Below are 17,728 nucleotides of genomic sequence, written 5' to 3'. Positions count from 1 at the left end.
TAGCGAGTTTCTACTCCAGCATTGAATCGTATTTAGCTGGAGCATGAATGAATACCGTTACTGATTTAAATAATTTCGTTGTAAACCGTTGCGCGATTGCCGATATCACTTTGGCTGATTTTGGCCGTAAAGAAATCGCGATTGCTGAAACGGAGATGCCTGGCTTAATCGCCATTCGTGATGAGTTTGCTGCTCAGCAGCCCTTGCGCGGTGCCCGTATTACAGGCTCATTGCACATGACCATTCAAACTGCAGTGTTGATTGAAACTTTAGAGGCGCTTGGTGCAGCGGTGCAATGGGCTTCTTGCAATATTTTCTCAACGCAAGATCATGCTGCTGCGGCGATTGCTGCAAACGGCACTCCCGTGTTTGCTATTAAAGGTGAGACCCTAGAGCAATATTGGGACTATACCCACCGTATTTTCGAGTGGGCTGATGGCGGCTTTACGAATATGATTTTGGATGATGGTGGCGATGCTACCCTTTTGCTGCATCTCGGTGCACGTGCTGAAAAAGATCAGGCTTGTATTGGTCATCCAACAAGTGAAGAAGAAACCATTTTATTTGCAACGATTAAAAAGAAATTAGCAATCGATCCAACTTGGTACTCCACTCGCTTAGATAAAGTTAAAGGCGTTACTGAAGAGACAACTACTGGTGTACATCGCTTGTATCAAATGTTTGCTAAAGGTGAACTGAAGTTCCCAGCGATCAATGTGAATGATTCTGTGACGAAGAGTAAGTTCGATAATCTCTACGGTTGCCGTGAGTCATTAGTCGATGCAATCAAGCGTGCTACGGACGTGATGGTGGCTGGTAAGGTTGCCGTGGTGTGTGGTTACGGCGATGTGGGTAAAGGCTCAGCCCAAGCATTGCGTGCCTTGTCTGCCCAAGTTTGGGTCACTGAAGTTGATCCTATTTGTGCATTGCAAGCAGCCATGGAAGGCTATCGTGTAGTTACTATGGACTACGCTGCGGATAAAGCAGATATTTTTGTATCGGCAACAGGTAACTATCACGTAATCACGCATGACCATATGGCGAAGATGAAAAACCAAGCCATCGTTTGCAACATTGGTCACTTTGATAATGAGATTGATGTTGCAGGTATTGAAAAATATAAGTGGGAAGAAATTAAACCCCAAGTTGACCATGTGATTTTCCCTGCAGCCAATGGCAAGCCAGAGAAGCGCATCATCATTTTGGCTAAAGGTCGCTTAGTGAACCTCGGTTGCGGTACCGGTCATCCTTCATACGTTATGAGCTCTTCATTTGCAAACCAAGTGATCGCCCAGATCGAATTATGGAATGCAGTCGGCACAGATAAATACCCAGTCGGTGTTTACACTTTGCCGAAGCATTTGGATGAGAAGGTAGCCCGCTTACAGCTCAAGACATTGAATGCACAGCTTACTGTCTTGTCTGATCAGCAAGCAACGTATATTGGTGTAACGAAGGAAGGCCCTTACAAGACCGAACACTATCGTTATTAAAAAATAGCAGGTAGTAGCAGATATTATTTAATAGATACATAGGCCCAAGATCATGGAATTAAGCGTCGAATTCTTTCCTCCTAAAACACCGGAAGGTGAGAGTAAGTTGCATCTCGTACGCGAGCGTTTGAGTGAGTCACTCAAGCCCGCGTTCTATTCTGTGACTTTTGGTGCCGGTGGCTCTACCCAGTCTGGCACATTAAAAGTAGTCAGTGATATTCATGCTACTGGTGCAGCAGTTGCTCCGCATTTATCTTGTGTGGGTAGCTCACGTGAGAGCGTACGTGAAATGCTCAAGCAATACCAAGCTCTAGGCGTTAAACGCATTGTTGCTTTGCGTGGTGATTTACCTTCTGGTATGGGTCAGTATGGTGAGTTTCATCATGCTAATGAGTTGGTGGAGTTTATTCGTACAGAAACGGGTGATTGGTTTCATATTGATGTGGCTGCTTATCCAGAAACCCATCCGCAGGCTAGATCGCCGGCAACCGATATTGATTTTTTTGTACAGAAGATGAAGGCAGGCGCTAACTCTGCAGTCACACAATACTTTTATAACAGCGATGCGTACTTCCGTTTCGTTGATGAGGCTTATGAATTAGGTGTTACTCAGCCGGTAATTGCAGGCATTATGCCGATCAACAATAGCACCCAGTTGCTGCGTTTTTCAGATGCGTGTGGTGCAGAGATTCCGCGGTGGATTCGTCTCAGACTTCAATCCTATGGCGATGACGTTGCTTCTATCCGAGCTTTTGGTGAAGAGGTAGTGACCGATCTATGCGATCAGCTATTAACTGCCGGTGCACCTGGTTTGCACTTCTATTCTCTGAACCAAGCAGATGCTGTTTTAGCCATTGCTGATAATTTAAGCCTAGACAGACTGCCTAGGCAAATAAGACAATAATCACGATCAAGAGCTTAGCCAAGTAAGCCTGACTCGGTCAACATTCCATCTAAGGGCTCATCATGAGTTTGAGCCTGCCACTGGGCATCATTGAGTTTCTGCCAATCAAAACCAAGGCCGATACAAATGAGATCTGGTTTAGTTTTGCGTAGCTGCGCTAAGGTGCGGTCAAAATAGCCACCGCCATAACCCAGACGCCAGTAATGGTTTATGGCACTTGTACTTATCACATCACTCGATTGAGACCACCCCACGCAGGGGATCAAAATACAGTCTGGAATGACTTGAGGCCTTAGAAAATTATTGGGGTCGGGTTCTGGAACACCATGCTGGCTAGGTATCAGGATGTCATCCCTATGCCAGGCATAAAAATCCAGATGTTTATCAGGGCGCGCAAAAGGTAGACAAAGGATTCGTTCAGGTGACTGGTCAGCCCAGTCCAACAGGGTCGGGCGGACATCAATTTCAGACTGAATCGGGCAATATAGAGCAACCGAGCGAATCTGGGCTTCTGATTCCGCAAGAAACTCCGCTAGCCCGCTGAAAAGCGCTGCTCTTGCTGCGTCATAGCGGGCGCTTGCCACAAATTGTTTTCTTTGGGCGAGTAAGTCCTGCCGTAGTGTTTTTGGAGAATTGCCGTGCATATCAACCATTATCAGGCGAAAATTGAGAAATATAGTAAATCGATAAGGCCATATAGTGGAAAAGAAGTTCAACGATTTAAGTATTTTGCATAAAACCTTAGGCTTGCTGCTATCGCTCACCTTGCTAGTTTGTACGCCCGTACTCGCTGCAGAGAAAGCAAAAAAAGCAATTCAGCCTAAAGAAAGTAAGGCCTCTACATTTGAAATGACGGATGCTGATCGTACTTTTATTGAGTTACGTGATGCCGCTAGAAAAAATGATGTTGCTCGCACACAAACACTTGCTGCAAGTCTGGCCAATTACCCCTATGAAGACTACGTAGCCTATTTCCGTATCAAGCCGCAGTTATTTGATAATGCTGGTGTAGCTCGTGCAGATACGAATGCAGATGCGCAGGTACTGGCTTTCTTAAACCAATATCAGGGTACCGCTCTAGCAGATCGGATGCGTAATGATTGGTTGCTGGTCTTGGGTAAGCGCAAAGATTGGTCACGCTTTGATATGGAATATCCCAAGTTTGCTTTGGATGACGATACGCAGTTGAAATGCTATGCGCTGCAATCTAAGTTGATACAAGGTGAGAACCCTATGAAGTTAGCGATGGATGCACGTGCCGTGTTGCTTGATCCTCGCTTTTTTGGCTTAGCTTGCCAAGAGCTCGTCCCTGCTTTAGTGGGGGCTGGTGGAATGACGCCGAGTGAGGCAAAGGCCTTGGGTCGGGCTGCTGGTGAGCTTGGTTTTGAGACAATGTCTCGCCGTCTTGGCGGTGAAGATCCCATCGCTGAAATTGTGAAGGCCGCCAGAGCAGATCCTGCAAAAGCATTTAAGGATTTCTCACAAAATGCTCCTCGCTATAGTAAAGAAAATCAAGCGGTAGCCTGGGGAGTCATTGGGCAGTTTCTGGCTAAAAAATTAGACCCTAGGGCAGATGATGCTTATCGCTTGCAACAGGATCTGGGTTTTAATGAACTCTTATCCACTGAAGGACAGGAGTGGAAAGTACGTGCAGGCTTGCGTGCGAAAGACTGGCTGCTAGTCAAGAATGCGATCGAGGGTATGAATCCTGCAGTACGCAGTAAAGATCCCGCATGGACCTACTGGTATGCACGTGCACTGAAGGCCGAAGGCCAGCATGAAAAAGCCCGTGAGAATTTAGAGTTAGTCAGTGAGCAATTTAATTTTTATGGGCAGTTGGCACGTGAAGATTTAGGTAAATCAAATCATCCACCAGCCCGTACGAAAGTAAATGATGCAGATATAGAAACCATGGCGAGTCGTAAAGGATTTCTTAGGGGCGAACGGTTTTATGCCATGAATTTACGTTTCGAAGGAAATCGTGAATGGAACTGGGAGTTGCGCAATATGAGCGACAAACAGCTATTGGCTGCTGCTGAGTATGCAAAACGCATCGCCCTCTATGACCGCGTAGTCAATACGGCTGACCGTACAAAACAAGAGCATGACTTTAGTCTTCGTTATCCAACGCCATTTCGTGAGGAGTTGACGCCGATTGCCAAGCAAATTGATTTGAACTTAGCTTGGGCATATGGGCTGATTCGTCAAGAATCTCGTTTTATCATGAATGCCTCTTCATCAGTAGGCGCCTCTGGCCTGATGCAAGTCATGCCCAATACTGGAAAGTATGTCGCTAAGAAAATTGGTATGACGAACTATACCAATGACAAACTGAGCGATACCAATATTAATTTAACTTTGGGCAGTAATTATTTAAATATGGTCTTAGTCGATTTGGATGGATCCTGGGTACTTGCATCTGCAGCGTATAACGCAGGCCCCTCACGCTCTAAAGCGTGGCGTGAAAAACTCACAAGTCCAACTGAGGGCGCCATTTTTGCGGAAACGATTCCGTTCTTAGAGACACGGACTTACGTCAAGAATGTGCTTGCCAATTCGATTTACTATTCCTCAGTTATGAATGGTCAGACGACTTCTTTGAAGCAACGCCTAGGTGTAATTACACCTAAGGTAGCCCTCGCATCTGAATTACCTTAAACCTTTAATGAAATCGGATTTTTTATGAAATATGACATTTTGCTGATTGGTGGTAATGGCTTTGTAGGCAGGGTCTTAGCGGCGCAATTGCAAGCTGAGGGATATTCCGTGTTACTGCCTACGCGGCACTTAGCAGCAGCTAGTGAATTACGCATGCTACCTAAGGTTCACATAGAAGATGCTGATGTTCACGAGTTTGATACCTTGCAAAATCTGTGCTCACGCATCCAAGCTAACGGTGCTGTGATTAATTTAGTAGGCGTCTTACATGACAAGCCAGCATTACCTTATGGTGCAGTGTTTAAAGCAGCCCATGTGGATCTACCAAAAAATATTATTACTGCTATGCAACTCAACGGCCTGAAGCGTTATTTACATATGAGTGCTTTAGGAGCTGACTCAAAGGGTCCTTCTATGTATCAGCGCAGTAAAGGTGATGGCGAAGCAGCTGTAAAAGCCAGTAGTCTAGATTGGACTATTTTTAGACCTTCTGTGATTTTTGGCGCCCAAGATCAATTCATTAATTTATTTGCAAAATTAACCAAGATTTTTCCAGCGATGCCTTTGGCTAATTCCACTGCCAAGTTTCAGCCTGTCAGCGTGGATGATGTAGCTGGGGCCTTTACTAAGTCTCTAAAGATGCCGGCTACTATTGGCCAGACATATGACCTTGTTGGAACAACGGTTTACACCATGCGAGAGATTGTCGAACTGGCAGCACGCAAAGTAGACACTCGATGTGCCGTTATTCCTGTTCCAGACTTTGTGGGGTATTTGCAAGCACTGGCTTTTGAGTACCTACCTGTTTCAACTTTGATGTCACGAGACAATATTGCTTCTATGCAGGTGCCAAATATTTTGCCGATTGGCGGTCTAGATGCACTGACTCAAGTATTTGGAATGAGTCGGCGTACGCTTGAAGGTATGAAATAAGTTAATGAAGATCTATGCAGTCGGTGGCGCTATTCGGGATACCCTTATGGGTTTACCAGTACATGACATTGATTATGTCGTGGTGGGTTCCAACGTCGAAGAGATGATCGCTAAGGGCTATCGGCCGGTAGGGAAAGATTTCCCCGTATTCCTGCATCCAGATACTCAGGCAGAGTATGCGCTTGCGCGAACAGAACGAAAAACTGGCAAGGGCTATAAAGGGTTTATGTTTTATGCCGACCCTACTGTCACCTTAGAGCAAGACTTAGAGCGTCGAGACCTCACGATCAATGCAATGGCTCAAGAAGTCGATCAAGAGTGTAATAGGGTGGGACCTATTTTGGATCCCTACAATGGCCAACAGGATTTAGCAGCTAAAGTATTTCGTCATGTATCTGATGCTTTTGCCGAAGATCCTTTGCGACTTTTACGCATTGCGCGTTTTGCAGCACGTTTCCCTACATTTACGATAGCAGCGCAAACTATGAAGGCTTTACAAGCCATTGTGCAATCGAATGAATTAGCCGCACTATCTGCAGAACGTATTTGGCAAGAGTTGGCTAGAGGATTGATGGCTGAGAAGCCAATGCGAATGTTTCAGGTTCTGTTAGATACGGGCGCTGCTAAAACCCTTTTGCCATCAGCGCTCACATTGCAGTTAACTCAAGAGCTTGCCCGCGAAGAATTGATTGTGCGTTTACATTCAATCCATGCTCTGCTCGAGTATCGCTGCGCTGTAGTACTCATGCACCTGCCTAGTGAGCTTATTCGTTCTTGGGCAGAGTGTGTGCGCATGCCTAAGGAGGTGCGAGATTTTTGCGAGATCTTTAGTAAGTTGTATCAACTGATAGAAAAGACCGCTAGTGCAGCTGCTGGGGTATATGAACCCGTTGATGTGTTGACTTGGTTTAACCGCGCAGATGCGTGGCGTAAGCCTGAGCGCACACTAGACTTACTAGGGTTAGCTCAAAGTATTAGTTTGTCAATTCAACCCTTGATGACGAGTTTGCAACAAACCCAAGCGCTGAATACCGCAGCGGTGATCGCTAGTATTCCCTCAGAGAATCGCGCTAATGGTGAGGTCATTCGAAGCGCAGTCGATGCGGCAAGACTTGCTGCTGTGACAGTGGCGCTTAAAAACTAGCAAGACGAGAGACGGTTTCTGCCTCGCAGCCCTGGCAAGTCTTCTAAGGTGTAGTGGAGTACATCGGGTAGAGCAGCGTTGAGGTTCTTCGAAAAAGCAAAGACCTTAAAGAGCTCACCCATTTCAGCTTCTGATAACAGTTTTTGTAATGCATTAGAAATCGGTAAGAAAGTTTTTGGATTGCTGGGGTCACCGATTTCTAGCGCAATATCCCCAATGCCGGCATCGAGTAAATACCCTGCTTGATTGCTCAGATAGACATCGTCTACGGTTTTATTTAATACACTACGCGCTATCTGAGTCCATGCAATATGCGTAGTGATATCACAAAGTCCTGGAAGATAAAAAGGATCTTGAATGGCATGATGGCGATGATGTGCCATGAGCGTTCCAGTAGAACGCTGAGGATGGTAGTACTCGGTCTCCGGAAAGCCATAATCAAAAGTCAGAAATAAGCCAGTATGTAATTGCTTGGCAATTTGTCCAGCCCAAGCGTTGGCTTGCGGATGTAATTCAGTGAGATAGCCTTCCGAGAAATGACCCGTGAGTAAAGCTTCAGGAAGTAAATCTTGTTGAACAGGCCTTCCTACTATCCAATTTAATTTTTCATTGACTGTAGTGACATCATGCCAATGCCAAAAACCATCGTGATAAATAATGGCATCACAGGGGATAGCATCCATCACCTCATTTGCCAGAATGATCCCTTTGAATTGACTTGGCAGGGCGCTAAGCCAATGGCATTGCGTAGATAGGCTGAGCTTTTGAGAAAGCGTCTGCAAGCGCGCCACTTGTCTTTGGGCAAGGTCTGGGGAAATTTCAATAATGTCGTAACGATCAAGAGCAAACCCAAGCTCATGCAGCCGCGTCAAAATAGATTCAGCAAGCTTGCCCGTACCGGCGCCAAACTCCAGAATTTGGGTAGGCAAGCCTTGAGATTGCAGGCCCCGCAGGATAGGTAACAAGGTAGAAACGATTGCAGCCCCAAAGAGCGGACTGATCTCAGGAGCTGTTGTGAAATCTCCACCTGATCCTAATTTATGGGCGCCAGCGCTGTAATAACCCATTCCTGGGGCATATAAAGCCATCTCCATGTACTTAGAGAATGGGATTTTGCCCCCTTGGGAAGCTATTTCAGCCATTATTTGTTGCTGAAGCAGCTCGGTATGAGCCGTTTCTAGGCTGGTCAAGGTAATATCCATAGCTCGCTAGTCTAAGAGAATTTCAGTGAACTTGAGTTCAAACACCTCATCCCAGCCAAATAAAGCGGTTTTAGTGACCGGTGCAGCTAAGCGCCTAGGGCGAGAGATTGCTTTGGAATTTGCCCGTCAAGGTTGGGATATTGCAGTCCATTATGGACATTCAGAGGCGGAAGCACAGGCAACCGTAGCTGAAATTCAAACACTTGGGCGCAAAGCCACAGCATTTAAAGCGGACCTGGCTAAAGAAGCTGAAGTGAAAGCCTTATTTAGCGCCGTCACCTCTGAGTTTGAAAACCTACAGTGCTTGGTTAATAGCGCTTCGATCTTTGAATATGATCGAGCTAATTCAAATACACCTCTGACATCTAAAAACTTGCAAGACCATATGCAGGTTAATTTGACTGCACCGATTTTGTTGTCACAGTGTATGTTCGAATATCAAAAAAGTATCTTAGAAAAAAAATATACATCGGGATCTGCCATTCCCTCAGTGATTCAATTGCTCGATCAGAAGTTAATTAATCTCAATCCAGATCACCTGTCCTACACCTTATCAAAAGTGGCGCTATTAAATTCCGTTGAAATATTGGCCTTTGATTTTGCACCCCATTTAAGAGTGGTCGGCTTGGCTCCGGGAATTACCTTGCTCTCAGGTGATCAAACAGAAGCTGGTTTTACTAAAGCACATCAGATGACGCCTTTGGGTAAATCGTCAACACCTAAGGATGTTGCTCAAGCAGCTGTTTTTTTAGCCAATGCGACAGCGATAACTGGTACCACCTTATATGTAGATGGGGGACAGCACTTAGCGCCTTCTTCACGCGACGTCATGTTTAAAACGAATGAAACATTAAAATAAAAATAAAGAAAATTATGCAAGCTACTCTTTCTCATCCAGCGCTTATGGAATGCCGCCGTTTATTTTTGCGCGACTATGAAGTCAACATTAATATTGGGGTTCACGATTTTGAGAAGCAGGGTGAGCAACGTGTCATTCTGAATGTTGATTTATATGTACCCCTCAATGTCAATACGCCGTCCAATGACCAATTAGATGAAGTAGTAGATTATGACTTTATGCGTGAAACCATTAAGAGATTGTCTTCTAGGGGGCATATTCATTTGCAGGAAACTTTTTGCGATGATATTGTGGCTGCGATGCTGCAGCACCCTAAGGTGATTGCTGCCTGTGTCAGTACCGCCAAGCCGGATGTGTATCCAGATTGCCATTCAGTCGGTGTCGAAGTCTTTCGGATGAAGTCAAGCTAATGCAAGCTGAAAAGCATTCAGTTATGACGGGCGATACTCGTAAAGCGGTGCTTGAAGAGAATAAGCTTGAGAAAAAATTATGTCGTCTAGTTGGGCAAGCTATTGGTGACTTCGGCATGATTGAAGATGGCGATAAAGTCATGGTGTGTGTTTCAGGCGGTAAAGATAGCTATGCCATGCTCGACATTCTCTTAAAGTTACGCGAGCGTGCCCCCATTCATTTTGAGATTGTTGCTGTCAATTTAGATCAAAAACAACCTGGGTTTTCAGAAGAAATTTTGCCGAACTACCTAACTGCTTTGGGCGTACCGTTTCATATTGAGAATCAGGACACCTATAGCATTGTTAAGCGCGTCATTACTGAGGGGAAGACAACCTGTGGTTTATGTTCACGCTTACGGCGAGGCATTTTGTATCGTGTAGCAGATGAGTTGGGTGCGACCAAAATTGCGCTGGGTCATCATCGAGACGACATCTTGGAAACCTTAATGTTGAATATGTTTTTTGCTGGCAAGCTTAAGGGCATGCCACCGAAATTGCGCTCTGATGACGGTAAACACATTGTGATTCGCCCCTTAGCTTATGTTCCTGAAAAGTTGCTTGAGCGTTATGCAGTCGATATGGACTTCCCTATTATTCCTTGCAATTTGTGTGGCAGTCAGCCGAATTTGCAACGGGGTGCGATGAAAGAGATGCTGCGGGATTGGGAAAAGAAATACCCAGGCCGGGTGGAGAATTTATTTCGTTCTATGCACCATATCGTCCCTTCTCATTTGATGGATAGTGAGGCATTTGATTTTCAGAATTTAGAGATTTCTACGGAGCTTTCAGGCATTGCCGCAAGGTCGGCGGGCGATAAGGCGATTGACGAGGCAGAAATCGATGAATTAGCTTGCGGTACGGTGATTCAGGGGTCTTATAATCCCTCTCTATGAACATCGTTATTTTGGCTGCTGGGCAGGGAAAGCGGATGAAATCTGCCTTACCCAAGGTTCTTCAAACCTTGGCTGGCAAACCATTACTGCAATATGTTCTTAACACAGCCCTGGAATTACAAACTAAGAATACAAAAAATGGCCCGATCGTAGTGATTGGTCATGGTGCTGCCGATGTCAAAGCATTTCTTCTTAATGCCGTTAAGCAAGATCCTCGCTATGGCAAAGTGAGCACTGCTATTCAGGCGGAGCAAAAAGGCACAGGCCACGCTGTCTTACAAGCATTACCTAAGCTAGATCTCAACGAGCCTACTTTGGTTCTATATGGCGACGTACCACTGACTAGCAAGAAGACACTGGCTAAATTAGTGACCTTGGCTGATGGTGTGCGTAGACAGGATTGTGCTTTGGCGCTCCTGACGCAAAGCCTAAGCAATCCTAGTGGCTATGGTCGGATTGTGCGTGATATCGATGGCTCAGTGCAAGAGATCGTAGAAGAAAAAGATGCCACCTCTACTCAGAAGAAAATTCAAGAAATTAATACCGGCATTATGGTGCTGCCAAGCAATTCCTTAAAGAAATGGTTAAAGGCCTTGCGTGCCAGCAATGCTCAGGGCGAATATTATTTAACTGATGTGATTGCGATGGCGGTTAAGGATGGCGTACCTATTCGCACTACACAAGCCGATGCTGAATATGAAACGGTAGGCGTCAATAGTCGTGATCAGTTGGCTGCTCTTGAGCGTGTGCATCAACAGCATATTGCTACGCAATTAATGGATGCCGGTGTATCGCTTGCAGATCCTGCGCGTATTGATGTCCGCGGTACTCTTGAGTGCGGGACAGATGTCTTCATTGACGTAGGCTGTGTATTTGAAGGCGATGTCACATTAGGCTCTGGAACACGGATTGGCCCTTACAGCATTATTCGCAATAGTACGATTGGTAAACAGGTTGCCATTCATGCTTTTAGTCATCTTGATGGCGCAAAGGTGGGTGCTGCTTCTGTCATTGGCCCATATGCACGCTTACGTCCTGGTGCTGACTTAGCTAATGATGTTCATATCGGTAACTTTGTCGAAGTAAAAAATAGTCGGATTGCTGCAAATAGTAAGGCGAATCATTTAGCTTATGTAGGTGATTCAATTGTGGGTGCACGCGTCAATATTGGTGCAGGTACGATCACTTGTAATTACGATGGTGTTAATAAGCACCAGACTATTATTGAGGACGATGTCTTTATTGGTTCAGATACTCAGCTCGTTGCCCCAGTGCGAGTTGGGCGAGGCGCTACCTTAGGTGCTGGCACTACTTTGACAAAAGATGCACCTCCTAACCAGTTAACGGTATCCCGTGCGAAACAAATTTCTCTTCCTTGGGAGCGTCCGATAAAGCAAGAGAAAAAAGTAGCTGCTTCAAAAGTTTCTGCCAAGAAGAAAGTTGCCAAGAAGGTTGTAGCTAAGGGTAAAAAATAATGTGTGGCATTGTTGGGGCAATCTCTAATAAAAATATCGTAGATGTGTTGGTGGAGGGTTTGCGCCGTCTCGAGTATCGCGGCTATGACTCTTGTGGCTTTGCTGTGATTGATGGCGCTGATGCCAAGCATCCCATTGAAAGAGCGCGGACCACGGCACGCGTTGCTGAGTTAGCAGAGCAAAGTAAAGATTTTCATGGAACACTAGGTATTGCCCATACCCGTTGGGCAACACATGGTAAGCCGGATACGCAAAATGCCCATCCCCATATCTCGAATGGCTTAATCGCTGTCGTACATAACGGCATTATTGAGAACTACGAGACTTTGCGTGCTCAATTGCAGGCTGCAGCTTATGTCTTCACTTCAGAAACCGATACCGAGGTCATTGCCCATTTAGTTCATCAGCAGTATGTCGCTGACGGTCAAAAGAATTTGGCTTTAGCGGTGAAGGCTGTATTGCCAAAGTTGCATGGTGCGTATGCGATTGGGGTAATTGCACAAGATAGCCCCAAAACTTTAGTAGGTGCGCGTGCAGGTTCGCCACTCGTAGTAGCCCATGGTGAGCATGAACACTTTCTAGCTTCGGATGCTTTAGCACTGGCAGGTAAGGCGCAATCCATGATGTATTTGGAGGAAGGCGATATTGCTATTTTGAAAGCAGATTCAGTTGAAGTGATGGATCGCGCTGGCCAGTTAGTGCAAAGAGAGTTAAAGCCAATGCCTGCGCAAGCGGAGTCTGTAGATCTGGGTCCCTATCAGCACTATATGCAAAAAGAAATCTTTGAGCAGCCTAGGGCTATAGGAGATACGCTGGCCAACATCGCTAGTTTTGGCCCGGAACTATTTCATGCGGATCCAGAAGAGTGGAAGAAGTTTGATCATATTTTGATTTTGGCTTGTGGCACCAGCTATTACTCTGCCTGTGTTGCCAAGTATTGGTTAGAAGATTTAGCGGGTGTACCAACCCAAGTAGAGATTGCTAGCGAGTATCGTTATCGCACGACAGTTCCCAATCCCAATGCGCTGATTGTGGTGGTATCTCAGTCTGGTGAAACAGCGGATACTTTAGCGGCTTTGCGGCATGCGCAAGCTTTGGGGCATCCCTATACGCTGTCTATTTGTAATGTGGGCAGTAGTGCCATGGTGCGAGAAACTAAATGGAGTTTTTTAACCAAGGCCGGTACTGAAATCGGAGTCGCCTCTACAAAAGCATTTACGACTCAACTAGTCGCACTCTATCTTTTAGCAGTATCCCTAGCTAAGCGTGCTGGCAGAATATTGCCTGAGCGTGAAAAAGAAATACTTCGGGAGTTGCGCCATTTACCTAAAGCCTTACAAGCGGTCTTAGCGCTAGAGCCACAAATTATTGCCTGGAGCGATGCATTTGCTAAATGTGAAAATGCGCTCTTCTTGGGCCGTGGTATGCATTACCCAATTGCACTAGAGGGCGCACTTAAATTAAAAGAGATTTCTTATATTCATGCTGAGGCTTATCCAGCCGGGGAACTCAAGCACGGTCCTCTTGCTCTAGTGACTGAAAAGATGCCAGTAGTCACCGTAGCACCTAAAGATGAGCTATTAGAAAAGCTGAAGTCGAATATGCAAGAAGTTAAAGCCCGTGGTGGCAAGCTATATGTATTTGCGGATCAAGATACGGAGATCACTAGTAGCGAAGGCATCAATGTCATTCGCTTGCCAGAACACTATGGCGACCTCTCCCCGATCTTGCATGTAGTGCCTTTGCAACTCCTGGCGTATCACACGGCCTGCGCCTTGGGCACAGATGTAGACAAGCCACGTAATTTAGCGAAGAGCGTCACGGTAGAGTAAATCTGAACAGTAGTTCGAGGCCACTGGAATACATGAAAAAACTCATTGGCATACAAGGTAACGATCAAGGACATTGGGTAGGCGATGGTTTTCCGGTTCGCACTTTGTTTTTCTATCAGAACCTAGGAAAACAAATGAGTCCATTCTTGATGCTGGACTACGCAGGCCCAGCAGAATTTTTGCCAACGACGGAGCGCAAAGGAGTGGGCTCTCACCCCCATCGTGGTTTTGAAACAGTGACGATTGTTTACGATGGTGAAGTAGCGCATAAAGACTCCACAGGCCAAGGCGGTGTAATTGGCCCCGGTGATGTGCAGTGGATGACTGCTGGTTCGGGTATCTTGCATGAAGAATTTCATGCAGAAAGTTTTGCTAAGCGCGGCGGCATATTGAGAATGGTGCAGCTTTGGATAAATCTACCTGCAAAAGATAAGATGACTCAGCCTGCTTACCAAGCTATTTTGGATAAACAGATACCTTCTGTCGACCTCCAGAATGTAGGTGGGAGCGCACGCATCATTGCTGGAAAATTTCAGGGGATAATCGGCCCTGCCCATACCTTTACGCCAATGCAGGTAATTGACCTTCATCTCAAGAAGGGAATGGCCACGATTGAGGCACCTGATGGTTGGAATACTTCTCTGGTGGTGCTAACAGGAGCCGTTACGTCTGGTGAGAGTCTGCCCGCTAAAGATGCCCAAATGCTGATGTTTAGTCATGATGGACAGGGTATTGAGCTTGATGTGTTAGAGGATTCAAGAGCCTTACTTCTAAGTGGTGAGCCGATTGATGAGCCGATTGTTGGATACGGCCCGTTTGTGATGAATTCTCAAGCAGAAATCGCTCAAGCCATACATGACTTTAATAGCGGTAGTTTTGGGAAGATTACTTAATTTAAAAATCACTGGTAAAAATTTCTATTTGACTTATACCGCTTCTTGTGAACAAAAAACATTATTCAAATCAAGGTGTTAGATTATTAGATTTATAAAAGTGTGTTCAAATATTGTTTGTAGAAAAGGATATTTGTCACAGTTCATGTTTGCTTCAATAGATTGTTCTCTTGCGCGCTTATCTCCGCTGCTCTTTGCAGGGCTTCTCTCTGCGTGTGCAGTGGGCCCCGATTTTAAGCAGCCGGATGCACCAAAGACTACTACCTATACTGAGAGTACGCTTTCTAAAACATTAGCGACTGCACCCGGTGTGCCCGGTGGTACCGAGCAAGAATTTCTAGAAGGAGCCGATATTGAGGCGCAGTGGTGGGCTTTATTTAAATCTCCTGAACTTGATGCCTTAATCAAAAAAGCCCTGCAACAAAATCCAAACTTAGGTGCTGCCGATGCTGCCTTGCGCGCCAGTCAAGCCAATGTCAGTGCCCAAGTTGGTGGGCAGTATTTTCCCGCAATTGGTTTGGGTGGAGGGGTGAATAGGCAACTACAACCCTCTGCAATTTATGGCCTGCCTTATGGCTCAGACACCTACAACCTATACAACGCATCTGTCAATGTCACTTATAGCCTAGATGTCTTTGGTAGGGCGCGGCGAACAGTAGAGGGCGCTAGAGCCCAAGCGGAAATTGCGCAGTTTCAGTTAGAAGGTGCTTACTTATCTTTAACAGCCAATATTGTGACTGGGGCAGTACGTGAAGCTGCACTGCGTGCACAGATGCAAGCTACGGAAGAAATTCTGAAAGCACAAACAAATTTAGCTGAGGTTACTGAGAAGCAGCTTGTAATCGGTACCGTTTCTAAAGTGGATGTGACATCCCAAAGAACCCTCGTATCTAGTTCACAAGTGGATTTATTTAATTACGAACGTAATCTTGCTTTTGCGCGCAATCAACTCGCTGTACTGGTGGGTGAACTGCCGAGCAATGCCAACCTGACGAAGTTTGATTTAGGCACCTTACACTTACCGCAGAAGCTACCACTCTCTGTACCCTCTAGCTTAGTGCGTCAGCGGCCTGATGTCCGTGCAGCAGAAGCACAATTAAAGGCAACGAATGCTTTTGTGGGAGTAGCGACTGCAAATTTATTGCCACAATTTACTATTACTGGTGCCATTGGCTCAGCCGCATTAACGAGTGATGCGTTATTTGGCCCTAATTCCGCATTATGGTCGATTGCGGGCGGTATTTTGCAGCCTCTGTTTCAGGGCGGACGCCTTTTAGCTCAGCGACGTGGCGCTCTCGCAAATTATGATCAAGCTGTTTTCCAGTATCAAGCTACTGTACTTAAAGCCTTTCAAGAAGTAGCGGATGCATTGCGTGCGCTCGAGACGGGTGCACAGGCTTTGAAGTCCGCATCCGATGCAGAGCGTTATGCCGGTGAAACTTTAGATTTAGTACAGCAGCAATATAAGTTAGGTACAGCAAGTTACTTAGCTGTGCTGTATTACCAAAATCAATATCAATTGGCTAAAGTGAAATCCGTATCTGCACAAGCCACTCGCTTCTCTGATACGGCAGCATTATTTGCAGCATTAGGCGGAGGCTGGTGGAATCGAAGTGGCCCAGCCTTTCAACCAAAAGACATAGCGAACAAAGATCAAAATGAAACTTCTGGAAATAATTAAAACAAAAGTAACAACGGCGATATTGGCAATGTGGACTTGGATCTGCGCCAAGGAAGCAGAATGGCATTTACGTAATCGCATCATTTCTCTATGGGCGGGTATTGGAAATACTTTACGGCCACGTGAGCGTTTTATGAATACCAAGGCCTATGCAAAATTGCAGGCTATGACTCCATTACGCCGTCGTATGACCATCATGCTTTGTGGCGTGTTGCTATTGCTCGGCTTAATTTTTGGCTTTAACCAGCTCAAGATTGCGATGATCAAGTACTTCATTGGAGGCATGGGCCTACCTCCCGCAACGGTTTCAACCATGGTAATTAGTACGAGTGAGTGGCAGCCAAAACTCACTAGCGTGGGAAATGTACGTGCATTTAGAGGGGTAGATCTCAGTACTGAAATTGGTGGTCTTGTGCAATCAGTCCCCGTTAAATCTGGCATGGATGTCAAGGAGGGTGAGTTACTCATTAAGCTCAATGACAATTCTGACGTTGCCCAACTGAATTCTTTGAAGGCACTCGCAGATTTAGCTAAAGTTATTAATGAGCGAGATAAACAGCAGCTTGATATTCAGGCTATTAGTAAAAATGTATTTGATACTAGCAAAGCAGATGCCGCTTCGAAGCAAGCTCAGGTAGAACAGCAAATCGCCTTGGTTGCCAAGAAGAATTTAAAAGCACCATTTAGCGGACGAGTGGGCATAGTAATGATGAACCCCGGACAGTATGTCAACTCTGGCGATAAGTTACTTACCTTACAAACTTTAGATCCTATTTTTGTGGACTTTAATTTACCGCAGAGTAATGCCTCACAAATTCAGGTTGGACAAGAGATTACTGTCACGACCGATGCGTTTAAGGATGACAGTTTTGTGGGCAAAGTGACGGCAGTCAGCCCTAAGGTGGATACCAATACTCGCAATATTCAGATTGAGGCACGGCTGGCTAATCCGGATAAAAAAATATTGCCAGGCATGTTTGCCAATGTAAATGTGAAGTTAGGAGATGAAGTAAAGCTACTTACTCTTCCTCAAACAGCGATTACCTATAACCCTTATGGCTCAACTATTTTTATTGCTAAGGCAACCGGTAAGAAAGACAAACAAGGCAATCCTGGATTAGAGGCACAGCAGGTCTTTGTCACCACAGGTCCTACCCGTGGCGATCAAGTGGCTATCTTAAAAGGAGTTGATGAGGGTATGACGGTGGTAACAAGTGGTCAACTTAAGCTCAAGAATGGCACTCCCTTGATTGTGAATAACAAGGTGCAGCCTGCTAACGCACCAAACCCACAGCCCCAGGAGTAAGTC

15 protein-coding genes are annotated in these 17,728 nt (G+C 45.7%); 13 read left to right on the top strand and 2 right to left on the bottom strand.

Annotated elements, in window-relative coordinates; translation table 11 throughout:
* Nucleotides 1–47: 47 nt before the first annotated feature.
* Both ahcY and metF read left to right on the top strand, forming a co-directional pair.
* Nucleotides 48–1,493, top strand: coding sequence for an adenosylhomocysteinase (gene ahcY / locus DCO16_RS10770; RefSeq protein ID WP_173943642.1), 1,446 nt, complete (start codon nt 48–50; stop codon nt 1,491–1,493).
* Between the two features lie 52 nt (nt 1,494–1,545).
* Nucleotides 1,546–2,397: a methylenetetrahydrofolate reductase [NAD(P)H] gene (gene metF, locus DCO16_RS10765; protein ID WP_173943641.1), complete on the top strand. Its 852-nt coding sequence runs from the start codon at nt 1,546–1,548 to the stop codon at nt 2,395–2,397.
* Between the two features lie 14 nt (nt 2,398–2,411).
* On the opposite strand, the gene DCO16_RS10760 is transcribed toward metF, so the two are convergent.
* Entirely contained in the window at nt 2,412–3,041 is a 630-nt protein-coding gene (locus tag DCO16_RS10760; RefSeq protein ID WP_254598048.1) for a 5-formyltetrahydrofolate cyclo-ligase, read from the bottom strand.
* Between the two features lie 55 nt (nt 3,042–3,096).
* Here DCO16_RS10760 and DCO16_RS10755 point away from each other — a divergent pair, with 55 nt between their 5' ends.
* Genes DCO16_RS10755 through DCO16_RS10745 form a run of 3 tightly spaced genes read left to right on the top strand, consistent with a single transcriptional unit; the run spans nt 3,097 to nt 7,132 of the window.
* Entirely contained in the window at nt 3,097–5,055 is a 1,959-nt protein-coding gene (locus DCO16_RS10755; protein WP_254598047.1) for a lytic transglycosylase domain-containing protein, read from the top strand.
* A gap of 24 nt (nt 5,056–5,079) precedes the next feature.
* Complete coding sequence (locus DCO16_RS10750) at nt 5,080–5,988, top strand: complex I NDUFA9 subunit family protein (RefSeq protein WP_173943639.1); 909 nt, start codon at nt 5,080–5,082, stop codon at nt 5,986–5,988.
* Nucleotides 5,989–5,992: 4 nt separating this feature from the next.
* Nucleotides 5,993–7,132: a tRNA nucleotidyltransferase/poly(A) polymerase-related protein gene (locus DCO16_RS10745; RefSeq protein WP_173943638.1), complete on the top strand. Its 1,140-nt coding sequence runs from the start codon at nt 5,993–5,995 to the stop codon at nt 7,130–7,132.
* Here DCO16_RS10745 and DCO16_RS10740 read toward each other — a convergent pair.
* On the bottom strand, nt 7,129–8,322 hold the full coding sequence (locus tag DCO16_RS10740) for a class I SAM-dependent methyltransferase (protein WP_254598046.1): 1,194 nt from the start codon (nt 8,320–8,322) through the stop codon (nt 7,129–7,131). The two genes, DCO16_RS10745 and DCO16_RS10740, sit on opposite strands and share 4 nt — an antisense overlap.
* A 37-nt stretch (nt 8,323–8,359) precedes the next feature.
* On the opposite strand from DCO16_RS10740, the gene DCO16_RS10735 reads away from it, so the two are divergent.
* The 8 genes from DCO16_RS10735 (at nt 8,360) to DCO16_RS10700 (ending at nt 17,725) form a co-directional block, all read left to right on the top strand.
* Nucleotides 8,360–9,193, top strand: coding sequence for an SDR family oxidoreductase (locus DCO16_RS10735; RefSeq protein ID WP_173943636.1), 834 nt, complete (start codon nt 8,360–8,362; stop codon nt 9,191–9,193).
* A 14-nt stretch (nt 9,194–9,207) separates the two neighbouring features.
* Nucleotides 9,208–9,603 (top strand): dihydroneopterin aldolase, encoded by a 396-nt coding sequence (locus DCO16_RS10730; protein WP_173943635.1) that lies wholly within the window; start codon nt 9,208–9,210, stop codon nt 9,601–9,603.
* The gene (gene ttcA / locus DCO16_RS10725) at nt 9,603–10,538 is read left to right on the top strand and encodes a tRNA 2-thiocytidine(32) synthetase TtcA (protein ID WP_254598045.1); all 936 of its coding nucleotides are present in this window, start codon (nt 9,603–9,605) and stop codon (nt 10,536–10,538) included. The genes DCO16_RS10730 and ttcA overlap by 1 nt, the downstream gene beginning before the upstream one ends.
* On the top strand, nt 10,535–12,013 hold the full coding sequence (gene glmU / locus DCO16_RS10720) for a bifunctional UDP-N-acetylglucosamine diphosphorylase/glucosamine-1-phosphate N-acetyltransferase GlmU (RefSeq protein WP_173943634.1): 1,479 nt from the start codon (nt 10,535–10,537) through the stop codon (nt 12,011–12,013). The genes ttcA and glmU overlap by 4 nt, the downstream gene beginning before the upstream one ends.
* The gene (gene glmS / locus DCO16_RS10715; protein ID WP_173943633.1) at nt 12,013–13,845 is read left to right on the top strand and encodes a glutamine--fructose-6-phosphate transaminase (isomerizing); all 1,833 of its coding nucleotides are present in this window, start codon (nt 12,013–12,015) and stop codon (nt 13,843–13,845) included. The genes glmU and glmS overlap by 1 nt, the downstream gene beginning before the upstream one ends.
* A gap of 32 nt (nt 13,846–13,877) precedes the next feature.
* Nucleotides 13,878–14,738: a pirin family protein gene (locus DCO16_RS10710; RefSeq protein WP_173943632.1), complete on the top strand. Its 861-nt coding sequence runs from the start codon at nt 13,878–13,880 to the stop codon at nt 14,736–14,738.
* Nucleotides 14,739–14,883: 145 nt separating this feature from the next.
* On the top strand, nt 14,884–16,419 hold the full coding sequence (locus tag DCO16_RS10705) for an efflux transporter outer membrane subunit (protein ID WP_173943631.1): 1,536 nt from the start codon (nt 14,884–14,886) through the stop codon (nt 16,417–16,419).
* A gap of 166 nt (nt 16,420–16,585) precedes the next feature.
* The gene (locus tag DCO16_RS10700; protein WP_173943876.1) at nt 16,586–17,725 is read left to right on the top strand and encodes an efflux RND transporter periplasmic adaptor subunit; all 1,140 of its coding nucleotides are present in this window, start codon (nt 16,586–16,588) and stop codon (nt 17,723–17,725) included.
* Nucleotides 17,726–17,728 lie beyond the last annotated feature (3 nt).

Origin of the sequence: Polynucleobacter antarcticus (genome assembly GCF_013307245.1) — a bacterium.
In the GTDB taxonomy this organism is placed as follows: Bacteria; Pseudomonadota; Gammaproteobacteria; order Burkholderiales; family Burkholderiaceae; genus Polynucleobacter; species Polynucleobacter antarcticus.
The sequence above is the reverse complement of the archived record's forward strand: the minus strand, read 5'-3'. Positions and strand labels throughout refer to the sequence as shown.